This window comes from Bradyrhizobium sp. NP1 (assembly GCF_030378205.1).
Lineage (GTDB): Bacteria > Pseudomonadota > Alphaproteobacteria > Rhizobiales > Xanthobacteraceae > Bradyrhizobium.
Genome location: NZ_CP127385.1, coordinates 5606040 through 5623623 on the forward strand (window position 1 = coordinate 5606040; position 17584 = coordinate 5623623).

A 17584-nucleotide genomic window follows, 5' to 3' on the forward strand; every position below is an offset into this window, starting at 1 on the left:
GGGCAAGGGAAAAGCGCAAGCAGGACGCAAGATCAGCATCAACAGCGGACCAAGTATAGGCCGCGGATGAAGGATTTGCGACGGCGGCTTTTTGCTCCGCAGCAAAGTAGGCGGGGACACTCGCCGGCCGGACTAGCGCGGCACCACGGCGGTGGCCTCGATTTCAAGGCGGGCCGCCTTTTCGACCAGCCGGACGACCTGGACCAGCGCCATGGCCGGATAGTGCGCGCCAAGGATTTCGCGATAGATCGCGCCGAGTTCTTTCAGGTTCGCCAGATATTCATCCATATCGACGACATACCAGGTGAGCCGAACCAGGTGCTGTGACCCTGCGCCACCCTCGGCGAGAATGGCCACGATGTTGGACAGCGCCTGACGGGCCTGCGCCAGAAAGCCGGAGGCCAGGCGCTCCTGCGCGTCCCAGCCGATGACGCCGCCGGTCACCACGATGCGGCCGTCCGCCGCCATGCCATTGGCATAGCCTTTCGGTGCCGGCCAGCCGCTCGGCTGCAGGACTCGCGGTGCGTCGTTTTCGGCCGCCCGCACGGCGAGCCCGGACGCGTCAGCGCTATTCACTGAATACTCCATTCATTCGGCGGCGACGCCGGTCGAGGCCGAGCCCGCCTGTGCCATCTGCCGCAAGGCGTACCGCTTCAGCTTGCCGGTCTCGGTCTTGGGGAGTTGCGCGACGAACTCCATCGCGCGTGGATATTTATAAGGTGCGATCGTCTGCTTGACATGATCCTGCAACGCCAGGACCGTTGCGGCATCACCCGTCACGCCGGCAGCCAGCACCACATAGGCCTTGACGACCATGCCGCGCGCCTCGTCCGGCGCGCCGACGACACCGCATTCGGCCACGGCGGGATGCGACAGCAGCGCAGCCTCGACTTCGGGGCCGGCGATGTTGTAGCCGGAGGAGATGATCATGTCGTCGGAGCGCGCGACAAAGGAGAAGCGGCCGTCTTCATCCTGCACGAACGTATCGCCAGTCAGATTCCAGCCATCGCGAGCATAGTTGGTCTGCCTGCCGTCCGCCAGATAACGGCATCCGGTCGGCCCGCGTACCGCGAGCTTGCCAGGCGCGCCGGCCGGCAGTTCCTTCATCCCGTCATCGACGATCCTGGCCTCATAGCCCGTGACTGGATATCCCGTCTTTCCACCGACGGCATTGCCCTGCCGATTGCTGATGAAGATATGCAGCAGTTCGGTGCTGCCGATGCCGTCCAGGATCGGTTTGCCGGTCTTGGCTGTCCAGCTTTCGAACACCGGCGCAGGAAGTGTTTCGCCGGCCGATACCGCAAGGCGCAGCGACGATAGATCGGCGCCGTTGTCCATCGCCGCCATCATCGCCCGATAGGCCGTGGGCGAGGTGAAGCAGACCGTCGCCTTGTAGGTCTCGATGATCTTGACCATCTCGCTCGGAGCAGCGTTCTCGAGCAACGTCGCCGTGGCGCCGAAGCGCAACGGAAAGATCGCCAGGCCCCCGAGCCCGAACGTGAACGCCAGCGGCGGAGAGCCGACGAAGACGTCGTCGGGGATGACCTTGAGCACCTCTTTCGCATAACCGTCCGCGATGATCAGCAGATCGCGATGGAAATGCATCGTCGCCTTCGGCTCGCCCGTGGTCCCTGACGTGAAACCCAGCAGGGCCACATCGTCGCGGCCGGTCTTCACCGCATCGAACCGGACCGGCTTGTTGAGCGCGACCCGATCGAGCTCCGCGTCATGGTTCGACGTTCCGTCGAAATTCACGACCTGCTTGAGGAAGCGGCTGGTCTTGGCGCAAGCGACCAGTTCATCGGCGATCCGGCTGTCGGTCAGCGCCAGCGCAATCTCGGCCTTGTCGACGATTCTGGTCAGTTCGCCGGCGCGCAGCATCGGCATGGTGTTGACGACGACAGCACCGGCCTTGGTTGCCGCAAGCCAGGCTGCGACGAGCGCGGGGTTGTTGCCGGAGCGGATCAGGACGCGATTGCCGGGCTTGACCCCGTAATTCTCGACCAGAGCATGCGCAAGACGGCTGGACCAGTCCGCGAGTTCCTTGTAGGTGCGCTGGCGGCCGTTACCGATCAGCGCGGTGCGGTCGCCAAATCCCTTCTCCACCAGCCGGTCGGTCAGCTCGACCGCAACGTTGAGATATTCGGGGTATTGAAACTCCGGCCGATCAAGCAGCAAGTCCGGCCACTGTTCGAACGGCGGAAGATTTCGCCGCGTGAAATCGTCAACATGGCCTGACGGGCCGAGGTTCGGATTTCTTCCTGACATTTCTGTTCGCCCCTCGCTTTCCGATGAAAGGCTCAAGACCAATATCGAGGACGCCTGGCGGCGCTTCATTCCTAAACATTTTATACTTAAAATATCTGGACGCAAGAGCCCCGAATCCGGGTGATCTCGTGCTTTTTTCAAAACGCCTAGCGTCCGGCGAGTTGCTTCAGCCGCGCCACCATGGGCGACGCAGGGTCGGCCAAGGGGGCGATCGCGGTGAAATGGTTCGCATCGGCGATGGTGTCGAACCGGGTGGCAATGTCAGCCACGCCCCATTGCTCGACGATGGCACGGCTCTGGCGGAAATATTCGGCGCTTTCGTTACCGCCCACGAGCGCATCGAGGCTGCCATGCTCAGGCGGGTGCCAGAACAACGGGCTTGCAGCCCTCGCCGAATCCGGATCAAGCCGCAAGGCGTTGTTCAGCGAAGTCTCGATCAGCGGCGCCAGATCGAACAAGCCGGAGATCGTATACGCAGCCACAACGAGGTCGTTCGGCAAGGATGGATCGAGCGCCCGCCAATCCGTCGCAAGCAGGCAGGCGGCAAGGTGGCCGCCGGCGGAGTGACCACTCGCCACCAGCGGACGACCGAACCGCGCCAGCGCGCGGGCCGCGGTACCCATCTCGCCGACGATCTCAGCGACCGTCACCCGGGGACACAGATCATAGGTCGGGACTGCGACGTCGATGCCATGGGCGTTCAGCCCGCGCGCGCAGTGGCTGAAGGACGAGCCATCCAGCGCCTGCCAGTAGCCACCGTGAATGAAAACGACGATCGGCCCATCGCCGTCGCCGGCAAAGAGATCGATCGTTTGGCGTTGGCCCGCGCCGTAGGCGATCGATTGCGGCGGACGTTGCATGCGGTAGGCCGCCGCGTCGCGCGCCCAACCCGCCATCAGGGCCGGATGTTCCGGCACCCGCGCCCGGTTGTTGTACTCGACCTCGTAGTCGATGCCGGGCACGGCGATCACGTCGCCCGCCGGCCGGCAGCCTTCTGTGCCGATCCCTTGGCCTTGGCCAGAAGCCGCATCAAGTCGCGCACGTCTTTCGGCGTCAACTCGGCGAAAATATCGGCAATCCAGGTCTCGTGCTCGGCCGCCATCTTTCGAAATTCGGACCGGCCCGCCTTGGTCAGGCGGATGACCTGGACCCGACGATCGGAGTCCGAAGTTCGGCGGTCGAGATGGCCGGATTCGACAAGTCGCTCCACCAATCCTGTCACGTTGCCGTTGGAAACCATCATCCGCTTGGAAACGTCCGACAGCGTCATGCCGTCGGGTGCCCGATCGAGCTGCGCCATCAGGTCGAAGCGCGGCAGCGTGACATCGAACCGCTCGCGCAGCCGGCTGCGGACAGTTCCCTCGATCAGCGTCGTGCAGGTGAGAAGGCGCAGCCACAGGCGCAGCTCGTTGCCATGGTCTTCCGGAAGCTCGACGGCCTTGGTCTCGGAATCAAGCATCATGGTGCAATCCAACCCGCCAGCCTCGCCGCTCGCAAGCCTCGCGTCGGCTCATCATTTTGACCTTCAAATAATTCGGGCGGCACTGCAAGTCAAAGTAGAAGACATCGTGATGCCCGCGGTTTTCGGATTTTCTTTAAGCTTCAAGTAATTGGCGCGCCGCTTGCATGGCAAGGGTCGCGGCGAACACGGCGGACCATCGGTTCGCTTGCAGCACTGGTCTGCATCAGCATAAGCTTGAACCCACGGCATGGCGGCGGCGCGCGGCCGATCGAGGGAAACGAGATGAAGCAGAAGTGGTGTTGGGCTGGGCTGGCGGCTTTGTTGGGCATGACCATCCACCCCGCGGTCGCGCAGGAAAAAATCAAGATCGGAGTGATCCTGACGCTGTCGGGCCCGGCGGCCGTGCTGGGACAGCAGGCACGCGACGGTTTCGCGCTCGCGGTCAAGGATCTTGGCGGCAAGCTAGGCGGACGGGATGTCGAAGTCGTCGTGGCTGACGACGAGCTGAAGCCTGATGCCGCCGTGACCAAGGTCAGGGGGTTACTCGAGCGCGACAAGGTGGATTTCGTGGTCGGCCCGATCTTTTCCAACATCCTGCTGGCGATACACAAGCCCGTCACCGACACCAAGACGTTCCTGATCAGCCCGAACGCCGGCCCGTCAAGCTATGCCGGCAAGGAATGCAACCCGTTCTTCTACGTGACGTCCTACCAAAACGACCAGGTGCACGAGATCCTTGGCAAGGTGGCGCAGGAGCGCGGCTACAAGCGCGTCTATGTGCTGGTGCCGAACTATCAGGCTGGACGGGACTCGGTTGCAGGCTTCAAGCTCGACTACAATGGCGAGATCGTCGAGGAATCCTACATGCCGCTGAACACGCTGGACTTCCAGCCGGAGCTCTCGAAAATCGCCTCGCTCAATCCGGACGCCGTCTTCACCTTCATGCCGGGCGGCATGGGCGTCAACCTGGTCAAGCAGTACAAGCAGGCGGGGCTCGCCGAGCGGATTCCCTTCCTGTCGGCCTTCACCGTCGATGAATCGACACTGCCGGCGCAGCAGGACGCGGCGGTTGGCATGTTTGGCGGCGCCGACTGGGCCCCCGATCTCGACAACCCGCCGAGCCGAAAATTCGTCGCAGCCTATGAAGCGGCTTACAACAGCGTGCCCGGCACCTATGCCATGCAGGCGTACGACGCCGCCCTCCTGATCGACAGCGCGGTGAAAGCCGTGAAAGGCGATCTCGGCAACAAGACGGCCGTGGCGGCCGCATTGAAGAAGGCCGACTTCACGTCGTTGCGTGGGAAGTTCAGGATCAACACCAATGGCTACCCGATTCAGGATTTCTACCTGACAAAAGTCGCCAAGCGGCCGGACGGCAAATTCCAGACCGAGATCGTGCAGAAGGTATTCGAGAACTATGGCGATCGCTACGCCAAGGATTGCGCGCCGGCCAACTGAGCGCCGGCCAACTCAATGCAGGGAGGAAACGAAGCCATGAAAGCAGAGGTCGCTGGCATTACGCGCGCCAATGAAGGCATCCAGGGTATTACCTGGAACATTCTCGGCCAGACCTACGTGCCGAAGAGTAGAACCGAACATTCCTTTTCCTGGCACGCGACGTTTCCGCCCGGCACCTTCGTGCCGCCGCACATCCATCCCGACCAGGACGAATATCTCTACATCCTCGAGGGTCGGCTCGACTTCATGCTCGACGGCGCCGACGAGTTCGCGACCGCCGGCGACACGGTGCGGCTGCCGATGGGCAAGCCGCACGGCATCTTCAACAAATCCCAGCAGAACGCCAAGACATTGTTCTGGGTGTCGCCGACGCGCAGGCTCTACGACCTGTTCTGGGCCATTCACAATATGAAACAGCAAAACCCGGACGACGTGGTCAAGCTCGCTGCCGAGCACAACATCCACTTCCTGCCGCCACCGCCCGCCTAGCAGCCGTTGATCAGGATTGCCGCGCCACCACGCGGGCGGCAAAGCCGGCCTTGGCGGCATAGCCACGCACGATTGCCTCGCGCGCCTCGTAGCTCAGGATGGTGTCGATATCGGTGAATCCCTGCGGCGCAAGCTGCTCGACTGCGTCGATCACGCCCTCGGGGCCGCCGCGGCGGTTCGATGCGACGATATCGGCGGTCATTGGCAGGCGCTGGCGCTCATAGGCCTGCAACGACTGGCGCGGATGCTCCGAGCGCGCCAGCGCGTCGGCGAGGCATCGGGCATCAAGGATCGCCTGTGACGCGCCATTAGAGCCCACCGGGTACATCGGATGCGCAGCGTCACCAAGCAGCGTGACGCGGCCACTCGACCAATAGGGCAGCGGATCGCGGTCGCAGCACGGATATTCCCAGAACTCGGGGGTGGCCCGGATCAGGCTCGCGAAATCGACCTGCGGGATCGAGAAGCCCGCGACGTGCGGCATCAGTTCTTCCGGCTTGCCAAGCCTCGACCAATCCTCGCGCCGCGGCGGCGGGGTTGAGCCATCGCCAATCCGGACCAGCACCGCCCAATTGGTCAGGCGGCTTGCCGGGCTCGAACCCTCCGCGATCGGATAGACCACCGCCTTGGCATTCAGGCCGCCCGCGATGATCATCGAACGGCCGGTGAGGAATGCCGGCCAGTCCGCCGCACCACGCCACAGCATCAAGCCGTTCCAGCACGGCGGTCCCTCCTCCGGAAACAGTGCCTGCCGCACCTTGGAGTGGATGCCGTCGGCGCCGATCAGAATGTCGCCGCGCGCGGTATGCGTGTGCGCGCCGCTGCGGTCGAAGAAATAGGCGGTGACGCCACCCTCGTCCTGGCTGAACGCCCCTAACCGGCAACCGGTATGAATGGCGTCCGCCCCGAGCTGCGCGACTACCGCTTCGTGAATGATGCCCTGCAGGCGGCCGCGATGGATGGAGAATTGTGGCACCTCGTGCCCAGCATCAAGACCGCGCTTTTCGTGCCAAACCTGCTGGCCGTGCCGCGTCAGATAAAACAGCTCGCCGGTGCGGATCGCGACCTCGTCGAGCCGATCCAGGAGGCCGAGGCCGGCAAGCTCGCGGATCGCGTGCGGAAGCGTGTTGATGCCGACACCAAGTTCGCGGATCGTATCCGCCTGTTCGTACAGCTCGCAATCGATGCGGCGCGCACGCAACATCAGCGCAGTGGTCAGGCCACCGACGCCGCCGCCGACGATTATCGCCTTCATCGCCCTCTACTCCGCAAACGCAACGCTACCGCCCAGCGTCGCATGAGCCGTCGCTCCGCGGCAAGCGGCTTCGTCGCTTCAACCTTGAGCTGGGTGCGGGTTTTCTCCACCTGTCCATATGAAGCCTCCACCGACACGCTTCTTCCGGCGATCGGAGCAGCAGATACTTTAAATCTAAAATATCTGCTGACAAGTCTCCGCCGAACGGGGACCGGCGGCTCAATTGCCCTGGAAGGACGGCTTCACCTTGTTGGAGAAGGCGATAAAGGCACGCTCGAAATCGGCCGTTGTCATGCAGAGCGCCTGCGCCACGGCTTCGGCCTCGATCGCCTCTTCCACCGACATCGCCCATTCCATCGCCAGCATGCGCTTGGTCATCGTGTTGGCGAAATTCGGTCCTTCTGCCACCTGCCGCGCCAGGCCCTGGGCCTGCGTCAACACATGCTCGGGCGTCACGATCCGGCTGAAGAAGCCCCAGCGCTCGCCCTCCTCCGCGGTCATGAAGCGCCCGGTATAGAGCAACTCCGACGCCCGCGATTGCCCAATGATGCGTGGCAGGATCGCGCAGGCACCCATGTCGCAGCCCGCCAGTCCCACCTTGTTGAACAGGAAGGCGACCTTGGCGCCGGTCGCTGCCAGACGCATGTCCGACGCCATCGCGACGATGGCGCCAGCGCCGGCGCAAATCCCTTCGACGGCCGCGACGATCGGCTGCGGGCACGCCCGCATCGCCTTGACGAGATCGCCGGTCATGCGCGTGAAGCCGTCAGCCCCTTGGTGTCCATCTTCACGAGCGGACCGATGATCTCAAACACGTCTCCACCAGAGGAAAAATTGCCGCCTGCGCCGGTCACCACGATGGCCTTGACTTCGTCGTCGAACGCACAGGCACGGAAGAGGTCGGTCAGTTCGCGGTAGCTATCGAAGGTGAGCGGATTCTTGCGCTCGGGGCGATTGAGCGTCACGGTTGCCACGCCCTCAGTCACCGCCAGCAGGAAGTGCTCGGGCGAATAGTCCGCTAGCGGCAAGGTCACGGGATTGGCTGGTCTGCTCATCTCACTTTTCCTCGCACAATTGTCGTGATCGCGTTGCGATGCCTTCAAACCTCGCCGCCGGCAACCGCGACGGCCTGGCCGGTGATCGCCCCTGCATTCTCTCCACATAGCCACGGCACGGCGTCGGCCACCTCGGCTGGCGTCACGGACCTCCCCAGTGGCTTCATCGGCGTCGGCCCGGATATATTTTATACTTGAAGCTCTTGCAAGAAATGCGCGACGACCGCATTGCACGGCAAGGGAGGAGACGAAAACCCGGCCGAATTGCTTTAAACATAAAGTTTCCGCTTCCCATCCTCGGCGGGCCTGTTAGCATCGATGAGTTGGTCGTGATGGGAGACATTTGCGTGCCTGCTTCGACGCCGAAGAAGACCGGAAACGGACGCTTCGCCTACGAGGCCGCGGGCGATCCCGGCAAACGGACGTTGGTCTTTCTTCACGGCATTGGCGGAGCAGCCCGGGCGTGGCGCGGCCAACTGGACGCTTTCGGCGATCGCTACCATACCGTTGCCTGGGATATGCCGGGTTATGGCGGCTCAGCGCCGCTCGCGCGCGTGAGCATCATGACGCTCGCCGACGCACTGCAGGATTTTCTGCGGCAGATCGGATCTACGAAGCCAATCCTGGTCGGGCACTCGATCGGCGGCATGATCGTGCAGCAATGGCTGACGCAGAATCCGCAGGGCTCCGCGGCTGTCGTCCTGGCTCAGACAAGTCCCGCCTTCGGCCGGGCTGACGGCGAATGGCAGAAGCAGTTCATCGACGCTCGGCTGGGCCCGCTCGATCGCGGCGAGTCGCTGGCTTCGCTGGCGCCGAAGCTGGTCGCCGAACTGATCGGCGATGACGCGGAAGCCGCCGGCCTTGCGGTTGCCCGCGACTGCATGGCGAACGTTCCCGAAGCAAGCTATCGCGCGTCCATGCTGGCCCTGCTTGGGTTTGATCTGCGGCACGCGCTGAAGGACATTCGGGTGCCGACCCTGCTGCTGTCGGGCTCGAGAGACAAGAACGCGCCCGCCCCCATGATGGCCAAGATGGCGACCTACATCCCTTCCGCAGAATATGTCGAGCTTGACGGCGTCGGCCATCTCGTCAATCTCGAGCGGCCCCGAGCGTTCAATACGGCGATCGACCAATTCCTGAAGACCATCGCGGTGACAGCGTAGATGACGGCGCAGATCAAAAGCACCATGACCGCGGCAGGCAACACCGCGCTGGACGCACCGATCTTCGATCCCGAAGCTTTTCGCCTCAACGCCGAGCAGGCAGCAATCATTGCGCGCGCCCGGGAGCTTGGCCAAACCATATTTGCGGGCCGCGCAGCGGCCTACGACCGCGACGCCACGTTTCCTACCGAGAACTACAGGGATCTCCACCGCGCAGGTCTGCTCGGTATTTCGATCCCATCCAAGCATGGCGGTCTCGGCGCCAACTATCAGACCTATTCGCTGGCGGCCGCCGAGATCGGCCGTTACTGCGGTGCCACCGCGCTGACCTGGAACATGCACGTCTGTTCCACTCTGTGGTCCGGCCCGCTCGCCGACGATCTCGACATGGACGTGACGACCCGCGCCGAGCATGAGCGGCGCCGGGCGGTCCACTACAAACGCATCGTTGATGACGGCGCCATCTACTCGCAACCGTTTTCGGAAGGTGGCGCGGCCGCCGCCGGCGGCGTCGCCTTCGGGACCGAGGCGAAGCCTGTCGCCGGCGGCTGGATCGTCAACGGCAAGAAGATATTTGCATCGCTCTCGGGGCATGCCGACTATTACGGTGTGCTCTGTACCGAAATCGTCGAAGGCGAGAAAGTCTCTCGGCGCAACACGCTCTATCTTGCGATGCCCGCAAAAGCCGACGGTGTCTCCGTGGTCGGCGATTGGGATCCTCTGGGCATGCGTGGGACTGTGTCCCGGACGCTGCTGTTCAAGGATGTGTTTGTAGCGGAGGATGCGGCGCTCATGCCGCGCGGGGTCTATTTCCAGGCCGCGCAGCGCTGGCCGCATATGTTCCTGACGCTGTCGCCGACTTATATGGGCCTTGCCCAGGCGGCCTATGACTTCACAGTGCGGTATCTGCGTGGTGAAATTCCCGGCACGCCGCCAGCGAAGCGGCGGATGTATCCCACCAAGCAGATCGCGGTCGCCCAGATGCAGATCAAGCTCGAGCAGATCAAGGCGATCTGGTTTCAGGCGGTCTCCGAGGCGCGCGCCAATCCCACCAAGGAGCAGGTGCTGCGGGCCTATGCGGCGCAATACTCCGTCATGGAAGGCGCCAACGAACTTGCGGCGCTCGCGATACGAACCTGCGGCGGACAGGCGATGTTGAAATCGCTGCCGCTGGAAAGGATCTATCGCGACAGCCGCTGCGGCTCGCTGATGCTGCCGTGGACAGCCGAGCTCTGTCTCGACCGCATCGGTCGCGAGGCACTGTATGAGCCCGGTGAAACGGATGACTGACGGTGGACCTCTCCAGTCTGATCGCGCGCAATGCCGCCTTTGCCCCGAATAAGCCTGCCCTTCGTTTTGAAGGCACCACGCTGAGCTATGCTGCGTTTGCAGCGCGCATCGAGCAAACCGCGCGGGCGTTGCAATATGAACTTGGCGTCGGCCGTGGCGATCGCGTCGCAATCCTGAGTCTCAATCGGCCCGACTATCTGACGCTGCTCTACGCATGCGCGCGACTGGGCGCCATTCTGGTGCCGTTGAACTGGCGTCTTGCCGTCACTGAGCAGTCCTTCATCCTGTCCGATGCCGCCATCAAGGTGCTTGTACTCGAGCGGGCCTTCGCTGCGGTCGTTCCCGTCCTGGAGCAGAGCCTGCCGAACACAGCCATTGTGGGCCTTGATTTCTCGCCCGGGAAAGGCGTCGCATTCGAACGGCTGCTCGAAGAAGGCTCCGGTGGCCTCGGCACTGCCCGTGCAGATCTCTCCTGCCCTCTTCTGATCGTCTACACATCTGGCACGACCGGGCGACCGAAGGGCGCGGTACTTCTGCAGGAAGCCCTGTTGTGGAATGGCGTGATGAGCCAGCACATGCACGGCCTGACCTCCGACGACCACATATTGACCGTGCTGCCCTTCTTCCATGTCGGCGGACTGAATATTCAGACCACGCCGGCACTGCATCATGGGGCGACCGTCACCATTCATTCGCGGTTCACGCCTGAGGCGACACTTGCCGCGATCGCGCGGGACCGGCCCACCCTGACCGTCCTCGTTCCCGCGACCATTCAGGCGATCACGGAGCATCCCGAATGGCTAACGAGCGACCTGTCATCGCTGCGAGCGGTCGCAACCGGCTCGACCATCGTTCCGCAACCCCTGATCGATCGCATCACGACGCGCGGCGTGCCCGTGCTGCAGGTCTACGGCTCGACCGAGACCTGCCCAATCGCAGTCTACACGCGCATTGGTGGGGACCCGGAGCGAGAAGGATCGACCGGTCTGCCCGGCCTGTGCTGCGAAGCGGCCGTTGTCGACGACGCCGGCAACGAGGTGCCGTCGGGCACGGTCGGTGAGATCGTGGTGCGCGGTCCCAACGTCTTCGTCCAGTATTGGAGAAATGAGGGCGCGACGCGCGAAGCATTGCAGGACGGTTGGTACAGGACGGGCGATATCGCCGTGCGGGATATCGACGGCTTTTTCTGGGTGCGCGACCGCAAGAAGAACCTGGTCATCTCCGGTGGCGAGAACATCTATCCGGCCGAGGTCGAGCGCGTGTTGCAGGAGCATCCGGATGTTGCCGAATGCGCCGTCATCGGCCGCGACGATCCGCGTTGGCAAGAGGTCCCGGTCGCCTACGTGATCCGCAGGAACGGCCACCATCAGGCCGAGGCTGATGACCTGAAAGCTCACGTGCAGGCACAACTCGCGCGCTTCAAGGTGCCACGCGAGATCATCTTCGTTGCAGACCTGCCGCGAACCGCGCTCGGCAAGGTCCAGCACTTCAAGCTGAAGCAACTCGACGCTGAAATGGTTCGGGGAGGCAATTCGTGAAGATAGCGGTTCTCGGAGGCGGTAACGGTTCTTTCGCGGCCGTCGGCGATTTCGCGCTTCAAGGTCACGACGTGCGGCTTTGGCGGCGAGACCGCGATGCCGTCGCTGCGCACCGTGCCGGGGGATCGCACGTCACCGTCAAGGACGTCAACGGGCGGCATGACGTGCGGCTCACGCTCGTCACAAACGATATTGCGGAGGCGATCGGCGGTGCCGAACTAATCCTCTGCCCCGCCCCTGCCTTTGCTCAGCACGATATCGCCGGCGCACTTGCGCCGCATCTGGCCGACGGCCAGGTGGTTTTTTTGCCGCCAGGCACGCTCGGCTCGATGATCTTTGCGTCCGCCGCACGTGCCGTCGGCAATCGCGCCAAAGCCAGCTTTGCCGAAACCGGAACCCTGCCCTGGCTTGCCCGCAAGCATGGTCCGTTCGAGGTCGCGATCACAGTGCGCGCCAAACGATTGCCGGTCGGCGTGTTCCCATCGAGGGAGGCTGCCCGCACGCTGGCCGTGATCGAGAAGGCTTTTCCCGGCGTGATCGAACCGTGTGGCGATGTGCTGTCCGGCGCCCTGATGAACGCCGGGCCGATCATCCACCCGCCTCTGATCGTCATGAATGCCGGCCCTATCGAGCATTTCGAACGCTGGGACATCCACAAGGAGGGCACTCAGACAGCGATCAGACGGGTTACCGACGCGCTCGACGCCGAACGCATCGCCGTGCGCGAGGCGCTCGGCTACGGCGCCCCTCACTTTCCACTGGCCCATCACTACGCGAACGATGGCGAGATCTGGATGTACGGCCGCGGTTCGCATGATCGCCTGACTGATTCCGGCGATTGGCGCGAACCACTCATCCTGACGGAGCATCGCTACATGCGCGAGGATCTGCGGCTGGGCCTGTCATTTCTGATTTCGGTTGCAGAGGTGGCCGGCGTCGCAACACCGTTGGCGAGATCGTTTCTTGCAATTGGCAGCGCAATCTGCGCCGAAGACTTTGCGGCCGGCGGCCGCACGCTTGCAAGCCTGGGGTTCGGTGGGTTCGATCGCAGCCGGCTGCAGCGGTTGCTGCGCGAGGGTTTCGACGAATGACGGCTCAACGTATGTCGATCGCCTGCCTCGGCGCCGGCCGCATGGGCCGCGGCATTGCCGTGGCATTCGCTTATGCCGGCCATCCCGTTACCCTGATCGATGTCAAGGACGGACGTTCTGGCGAACAATTCGAAGAACTGAAAGCCGAGACGCTTGGCGAGGTCAAATCGACGCTCGCGAGCCTCGCCCGGTTCGGGCTGATGCAGGGTAGCGATGCCGATGCCGTGATGGCCAAGGTGAAAGTCGTGTCTTCCGGGCAAAGCGCTGAAGCGCTCGCAACCGCCGGGCTGGTATTCGAAGGCGTGCCCGAAGTCGTCGAACTGAAACGCGCGGTGCTGCGGGCCGCTTCAAGGCAGGTCGCGCCCGGCGTGGTCATCGCCTCCACCACTTCAACGATCCTTGTCGACGATCTCTCCGGAGCTATCGCGCATCCCCAACGCTTTCTCAACGTGCACTGGCTGAACCCGGCCTACCTGATACCGCTGGTCGAAGTTTCGCCGGGAGCCGCAACCGATCCAGCGGTCGTCGCAAGGGTAAAAGCACTGCTCGAAGACATCGGCAAAGTGCCAGTCATCTGTGCAGCGACGCCCGGCTTCATCGTGCCGCGTATCCAAGCGCTTGCCATGAACGAGGCTGCCAGGATGGTCGAGGAGGGCGTCGCCAGTGCCGAGGACATCGACAAGGCCATCCGATACGGCTTCGGCTTCCGCTACGCCGTGCTGGGACTTCTGGAGTTCATCGATTGGGGCGGCGGAGATATTCTTTACTACGCAAGCCGCTATCTCGAAGGCGCCTTGGGCAGCGAGCGCTACCGCGCGCCCGAGGTGATCTTGCGCAACATGCGGGAGGGTCGGATCGGCCTGCGCACTGGCGCTGGCTTCCTCGACTATTCCGACCTTGATATCGAAGCCTATCGCGAGCGGCGCCTTGCGGCCATGGTCGACATGCTCAGGCACTTCGCCCTGGCGCGGCCGCCGGTGCTCGACAAGGACTAACTAGCCAAAGACGTCCTGCAGAACGCCGTCGCGCACCACAGGGGTGCCGTCAACCTCGATCGTCGTGCCCATGACCGGCAGATCGAAATGTCCGGCGGTATAGCGTCCCGCAAATTCGTTGGCGCCGGTGGAAAACAGAAAATTCCCGGCCACCGCGCGCAGCTCCGTGCCATTGGTATCGCGCTGGTCATACATCGACAGCGCCTCGTAGCGTGCCCGCGGGTTCATGCCGAAACCGACATGGGACACGGCATAGGCTTCGCGGTCGCCCCAGGCCGCAAGATACGCGCGCATCATCGCGGCATCGGTCCCCTCTCCGGCGAGATCAACGACGTAGTCGTCCTTCAGCGTCAGCCTGACCGGTGAGGTCAGGTAGCGCTTGAAGGTGAGATTGATGTCGCCCGCGGCCATCACCAGGGTTCCGTTGACCGTTCCGCTTTTGGGAAAGCTGACGACAATGCCTCCCGGCCAGTGCGCCAGCGTGCCCGGCTTGTCGGTCCAGCCCCAGACTCCGACCGTCGATGCGCCCGTCATGTCGATATCGAGATCGGTACCCACCTTCGAGGTCACGCGCATGCGCTTCGCACTACGCAGCATCCTTGCCGCCGCCCTCACCTGCTTCTCCAGCGCCGGGTCAGGAACCATGCGCTCCAAGGCTTCCGGGTGTTCGTTGGAGACCACGAGGATGCGCGCCCCAGCCTTGAGGATTTCCGGAGTCTCCACCGCGTGCATCAATCCCTCGATCGTGCAGTCCACCACGAAGCCGGCCTGCTGCAACGCCGAGACGACGGGGGCCAGTCGCTGGATCGCCTCGCTAGCGCCGGTTGAACGAATCGGAACCACCTGCCGGTTGCGGGGCGTTGGAACGATGAGGTGAAAAGGCTTTGCTCCCATGCGCAACAGTGCGAGCTCGGCAAGGTGGACATTGAGGGCCCGCGACTGGGTTTCCGACAGGATCGCCGCCGTATCGCCCGGTTTCACGGCGCAACGGTCGAAGATCTCACAGAAAGCGTCGATCCACTTTGCTTCGATGCGATCCGCCAGCATTCTGTCTTCCTTCTCTCACCAGCATCAAACGTCCGGAAACCCACGCAACAAATAAGCCCGCAGCGCCTCCAGGGCGCCGTTGAGGATCAGGCCCAGCAGCGAGATCGTGATCAGCGGCACGAACATGTCGACAGCCTGAAAGGTGCGGGCTGCGGTTACCAGAACATGACCGAGGCCATCGGTCGAGGTGATCATCTCCGCGAGAAACACCACAATGCAGGAAATCACGAGTCCGATGCGGCAACCCGTGAGAATCGAAGGCATAGCCGCCGGCAGCACCACCTTGAACAAGATCTCCCGCGGCGGCGTGCCGGCCGCCATAGCCGACCAGACCAGCTTCTGTTCCACTGTGGAAGCGCCGTAGTAGGTGGATAGCAGGATCGGAAACAAGGCGTCGGCAGCAACGAGGGTAATCTTCGACTCGTGACCGAATCCAAGCAACAGCAGCAACGCGGGATAAAGTGCCACTTTCGGGAGAGGAGCCAGCACCCGCACGATCGGCCGCACGACCGCGTTCACCGCCGGACTTGCCGACGCCGCTAGGCCGATCGATACGCCAAGGACGACGGCAATCGCAAATCCGGCAAAAAGCCGAAACAGCGTGGCTGCGATCTCCTGCTCGAAGGTGACGGTCGTCAACTGTTCGAGCAGACGCACGAACACTAGTCCCGGCGGCGGAAGCAGGGTCGCTGGCGCATAGCCGAACGACACCAACCCTTGCCAGACCGCAATCAACAATGCGATCGGCACCAGCCCAATAAGGATGTCGTTTGTGACGACTCGCGCGTTCATGAAAAACTCAACGGCAGATCGAATTGCGGCTCCGACCACCGCACTAGGCGTGCTCGCAGCCGCTCGAACGACGCGTCCAGCACGATCCCCAGTGCACCGATGATGATGATCATGGCAAACACGGTATCATATTGCCCCATGTCGAGCGCATTGAAGAGGATATTTCCTGCACCGGACTGACGCGCGATCATTTCGCTCGTAATCATGGTGATCAGCGCCAGCACAAGCCCGGTACGACAACCGGTGAGGATTTCCGGCAAGGCGGCCGGCAACACGATCCGGATCAAGCGTTGTGCCGGGGACAGGCCCATGGCAGCGCCTGACCAAATCATCTTTTCTTCAACCGCCCTGGCGCCCTCAAAGCTGTGGTAGATCACCGGCAGGCTGACGCCCAGGAAGATCACGAGAGTCTTGGCGAGATCGCCGACCCCCAGCCATAGCATGATGATCGGCATCAGCGCCGCCTTGGGCACCGGGTAGATCACCATCAAGAGCGGATTGAAGAACGCGTTCACGGCGCGGCTGCGACCCATCACCAAGCCGAGCGGAATAGACAGCACAACTGCGGCGCCAAAGCCGAGGGCCATCCGTCGCAACGAGGCCGCAAAATTCGTCAGCGTGTCCTTATCGGCCAGAATGACCGGGATTGCGCGAATGGCTTCGGTCGCGGTGGGGAAACTGTCATTGTGCAGGGCAAGCGAAGTCACCTGCCACCCCGCAAGCAAGGCCAGGCAGGCCACCAGGGGCGCGGCTCGTGACAGGAATGTTTGCCCGATACTCATGGGGCTGCTCCGTCCCCGTCGCTATCGTCGAACATGCGCTCGATATCGACGACGTATTTCTGGTAGGCAGGGTCAAGCAGGAGCTCGGTGCGGCGACGCGGACGCGGCAGGTCGATATCGATGATTTGCCGGATGCGACCGGGAGAGCGCGTCATCATCACGACCTTGTCCGAGAGGAATACCGCCTCCTCGACCGAATGCGTCACGAAAAGTACGGTCTTGCGGTCACGCTCCCAGATATTGAGCAGATCGTTCTGCAATCGCGTGCGGGTATGCGCGTCCAGCGCGCCGAACGGTTCGTCCATCAGGAGCACCGCGGGATGGTAAGCGAGCGTGCGCGCCAGCGCGACGCGCTGCTTCATGCCGCCGGACAATTCCTTCGGGTAGAAGTCCTCGTATCCCTTGAGGCCGACCATTTCGATCAGCGCGCGCGCTTGCGCTTCGGCCTCAGCAAGCCTGACGCCCTGCTGGCGTGGACCATACATCACGTTGCCGAGCACAGTCTTCCAGGGAAACAGCGCGAATTCCTGGAACACCGGCCCACGATCCGGACCCGGTCCGGTGATCGCCTTACCCGTCATCCTTGCTGCCCCGCGCGTCGGGCTCACGAAGCCGCCGACGATATAAAGCAGCGTCGATTTTCCGCAGCCGGAAGGGCCGAGAATCGAAACGAAAGCACCGTCCTCGATAGTCAGCGAGATATCGGAAAGCGCCACATGGTCCTGGCGCGCGGAGGTCTGGAACACCTGCGAGACATGGTCGATCTCGATCATCGCACTCTTCGGCCCGGACGCCGGCGCGGGCTTAGCCTGACGATCCGATCGCGATGACAACACGTTCATATGCCTAGCTCTTTTTCCTCAGAGGCAACATACGAAGACTGGCATCTTGTGGCGAGG

General features: G+C 63.0%; 16 protein-coding genes and 2 pseudogenes. 7 read left to right on the forward strand and 11 right to left on the reverse strand.

The window, feature by feature from the left end; translation table 11 throughout:
* Window positions 1-132: 132 nt before the first annotated feature.
* The 4 genes from QOU61_RS27180 to QOU61_RS27195 all read right to left on the reverse strand — a co-directional run bounded on the left by QOU61_RS27180 (window position 133) and on the right by QOU61_RS27195 (window position 3730).
* Window positions 133-588, reverse strand: a complete 456-nt coding sequence (locus tag QOU61_RS27180; protein ID WP_502876826.1) for a RidA family protein — start codon at window positions 586-588, stop codon at window positions 133-135.
* Complete coding sequence (locus QOU61_RS27185; RefSeq protein WP_289654295.1) at window positions 589-2268, reverse strand: AMP-binding protein; 1680 nt, start codon at window positions 2266-2268, stop codon at window positions 589-591. It lies immediately after the preceding gene.
* A 146-nt stretch (window positions 2269-2414) separates the two neighbouring features.
* A complete protein-coding gene (locus tag QOU61_RS27190) occupies window positions 2415-3230 on the reverse strand; it encodes an alpha/beta hydrolase (RefSeq protein WP_289654296.1) in 816 nt (271 codons plus the stop codon).
* Window positions 3231-3235: 5 nt separating this feature from the next.
* The gene (locus QOU61_RS27195) at window positions 3236-3730 is read right to left on the reverse strand and encodes a MarR family winged helix-turn-helix transcriptional regulator (RefSeq protein WP_289654297.1); all 495 of its coding nucleotides are present in this window, start codon (window positions 3728-3730) and stop codon (window positions 3236-3238) included.
* A 282-nt stretch (window positions 3731-4012) separates the two neighbouring features.
* Between QOU61_RS27195 and QOU61_RS27200 the strand changes: the two genes are divergently transcribed.
* Complete coding sequence (locus tag QOU61_RS27200) at window positions 4013-5188, forward strand: ABC transporter substrate-binding protein (protein ID WP_289661782.1); 1176 nt, start codon at window positions 4013-4015, stop codon at window positions 5186-5188.
* 36 nt (window positions 5189-5224) lie between these two features.
* Window positions 5225-5677 carry a cupin domain-containing protein gene (locus QOU61_RS27205; protein WP_289654298.1) on the forward strand — a complete coding sequence of 151 codons (453 nt, stop codon included), beginning with the start codon at window positions 5225-5227 and terminating at the stop codon, window positions 5675-5677.
* A 10-nt stretch (window positions 5678-5687) separates the two neighbouring features.
* Here the strand turns inward: QOU61_RS27205 and QOU61_RS27210 are convergent, their stop codons facing one another.
* From QOU61_RS27210 to QOU61_RS27220, 3 genes and pseudogenes are all read right to left on the reverse strand, one after another.
* Window positions 5688-6932, reverse strand: coding sequence for a flavin-dependent oxidoreductase (locus tag QOU61_RS27210; protein ID WP_289654299.1), 1245 nt, complete (start codon window positions 6930-6932; stop codon window positions 5688-5690).
* 219 nt (window positions 6933-7151) lie between these two features.
* Window positions 7152-7987: pseudogene (locus QOU61_RS27215) on the reverse strand (enoyl-CoA hydratase family protein).
* A gap of 44 nt (window positions 7988-8031) precedes the next feature.
* Window positions 8032-8148 (reverse strand): annotated as a pseudogene (locus tag QOU61_RS27220) (SDR family oxidoreductase); the annotation flags it as partial.
* 171 nt (window positions 8149-8319) lie between these two features.
* Here QOU61_RS27220 and QOU61_RS27225 point away from each other — a divergent pair.
* From QOU61_RS27225 to QOU61_RS27245, 5 genes are read left to right on the forward strand one after another with little or no spacing between them, the layout of a single operon-like run.
* Window positions 8320-9150: an alpha/beta fold hydrolase gene (locus QOU61_RS27225; RefSeq protein WP_289661784.1), complete on the forward strand. Its 831-nt coding sequence runs from the start codon at window positions 8320-8322 to the stop codon at window positions 9148-9150.
* Window positions 9151-10440 (forward strand): acyl-CoA dehydrogenase family protein, encoded by a 1290-nt coding sequence (locus QOU61_RS27230; protein ID WP_289654300.1) that lies wholly within the window; start codon window positions 9151-9153, stop codon window positions 10438-10440. It begins immediately after the preceding gene.
* A gap of 2 nt (window positions 10441-10442) precedes the next feature.
* Complete coding sequence (locus QOU61_RS27235) at window positions 10443-11978, forward strand: class I adenylate-forming enzyme family protein (protein WP_289654301.1); 1536 nt, start codon at window positions 10443-10445, stop codon at window positions 11976-11978.
* Window positions 11975-13069 (forward strand): NAD/NADP-dependent octopine/nopaline dehydrogenase family protein, encoded by a 1095-nt coding sequence (locus QOU61_RS27240; protein ID WP_289654302.1) that lies wholly within the window; start codon window positions 11975-11977, stop codon window positions 13067-13069. Before QOU61_RS27235 ends, QOU61_RS27240 begins: the two co-directional genes overlap by 4 nt.
* A gap of 41 nt (window positions 13070-13110) precedes the next feature.
* Window positions 13111-14064, forward strand: coding sequence for a 3-hydroxybutyryl-CoA dehydrogenase (locus tag QOU61_RS27245; RefSeq protein ID WP_502876827.1), 954 nt, complete (start codon window positions 13111-13113; stop codon window positions 14062-14064).
* Here QOU61_RS27245 and QOU61_RS27250 read toward each other — a convergent pair whose 3' ends face one another.
* Genes QOU61_RS27250 through QOU61_RS27265 form a run of 4 tightly spaced genes read right to left on the reverse strand, consistent with a single transcriptional unit; the run spans window position 14065 to window position 17527 of the window.
* A complete protein-coding gene (locus tag QOU61_RS27250) occupies window positions 14065-15111 on the reverse strand; it encodes a 2,5-dihydroxypyridine 5,6-dioxygenase NicX family protein (protein ID WP_289654304.1) in 1047 nt (348 codons plus the stop codon).
* 24 nt (window positions 15112-15135) lie between these two features.
* Window positions 15136-15903 (reverse strand): ABC transporter permease, encoded by a 768-nt coding sequence (locus tag QOU61_RS27255; RefSeq protein ID WP_289654305.1) that lies wholly within the window; start codon window positions 15901-15903, stop codon window positions 15136-15138.
* Entirely contained in the window at window positions 15900-16685 is a 786-nt protein-coding gene (locus QOU61_RS27260) for an ABC transporter permease (protein ID WP_289654306.1), read from the reverse strand. Before QOU61_RS27260 ends, QOU61_RS27255 begins: the two co-directional genes overlap by 4 nt.
* Window positions 16682-17527, reverse strand: coding sequence for an ABC transporter ATP-binding protein (locus QOU61_RS27265; protein WP_502876828.1), 846 nt, complete (start codon window positions 17525-17527; stop codon window positions 16682-16684). Before QOU61_RS27265 ends, QOU61_RS27260 begins: the two co-directional genes overlap by 4 nt.
* Window positions 17528-17584 lie beyond the last annotated feature (57 nt).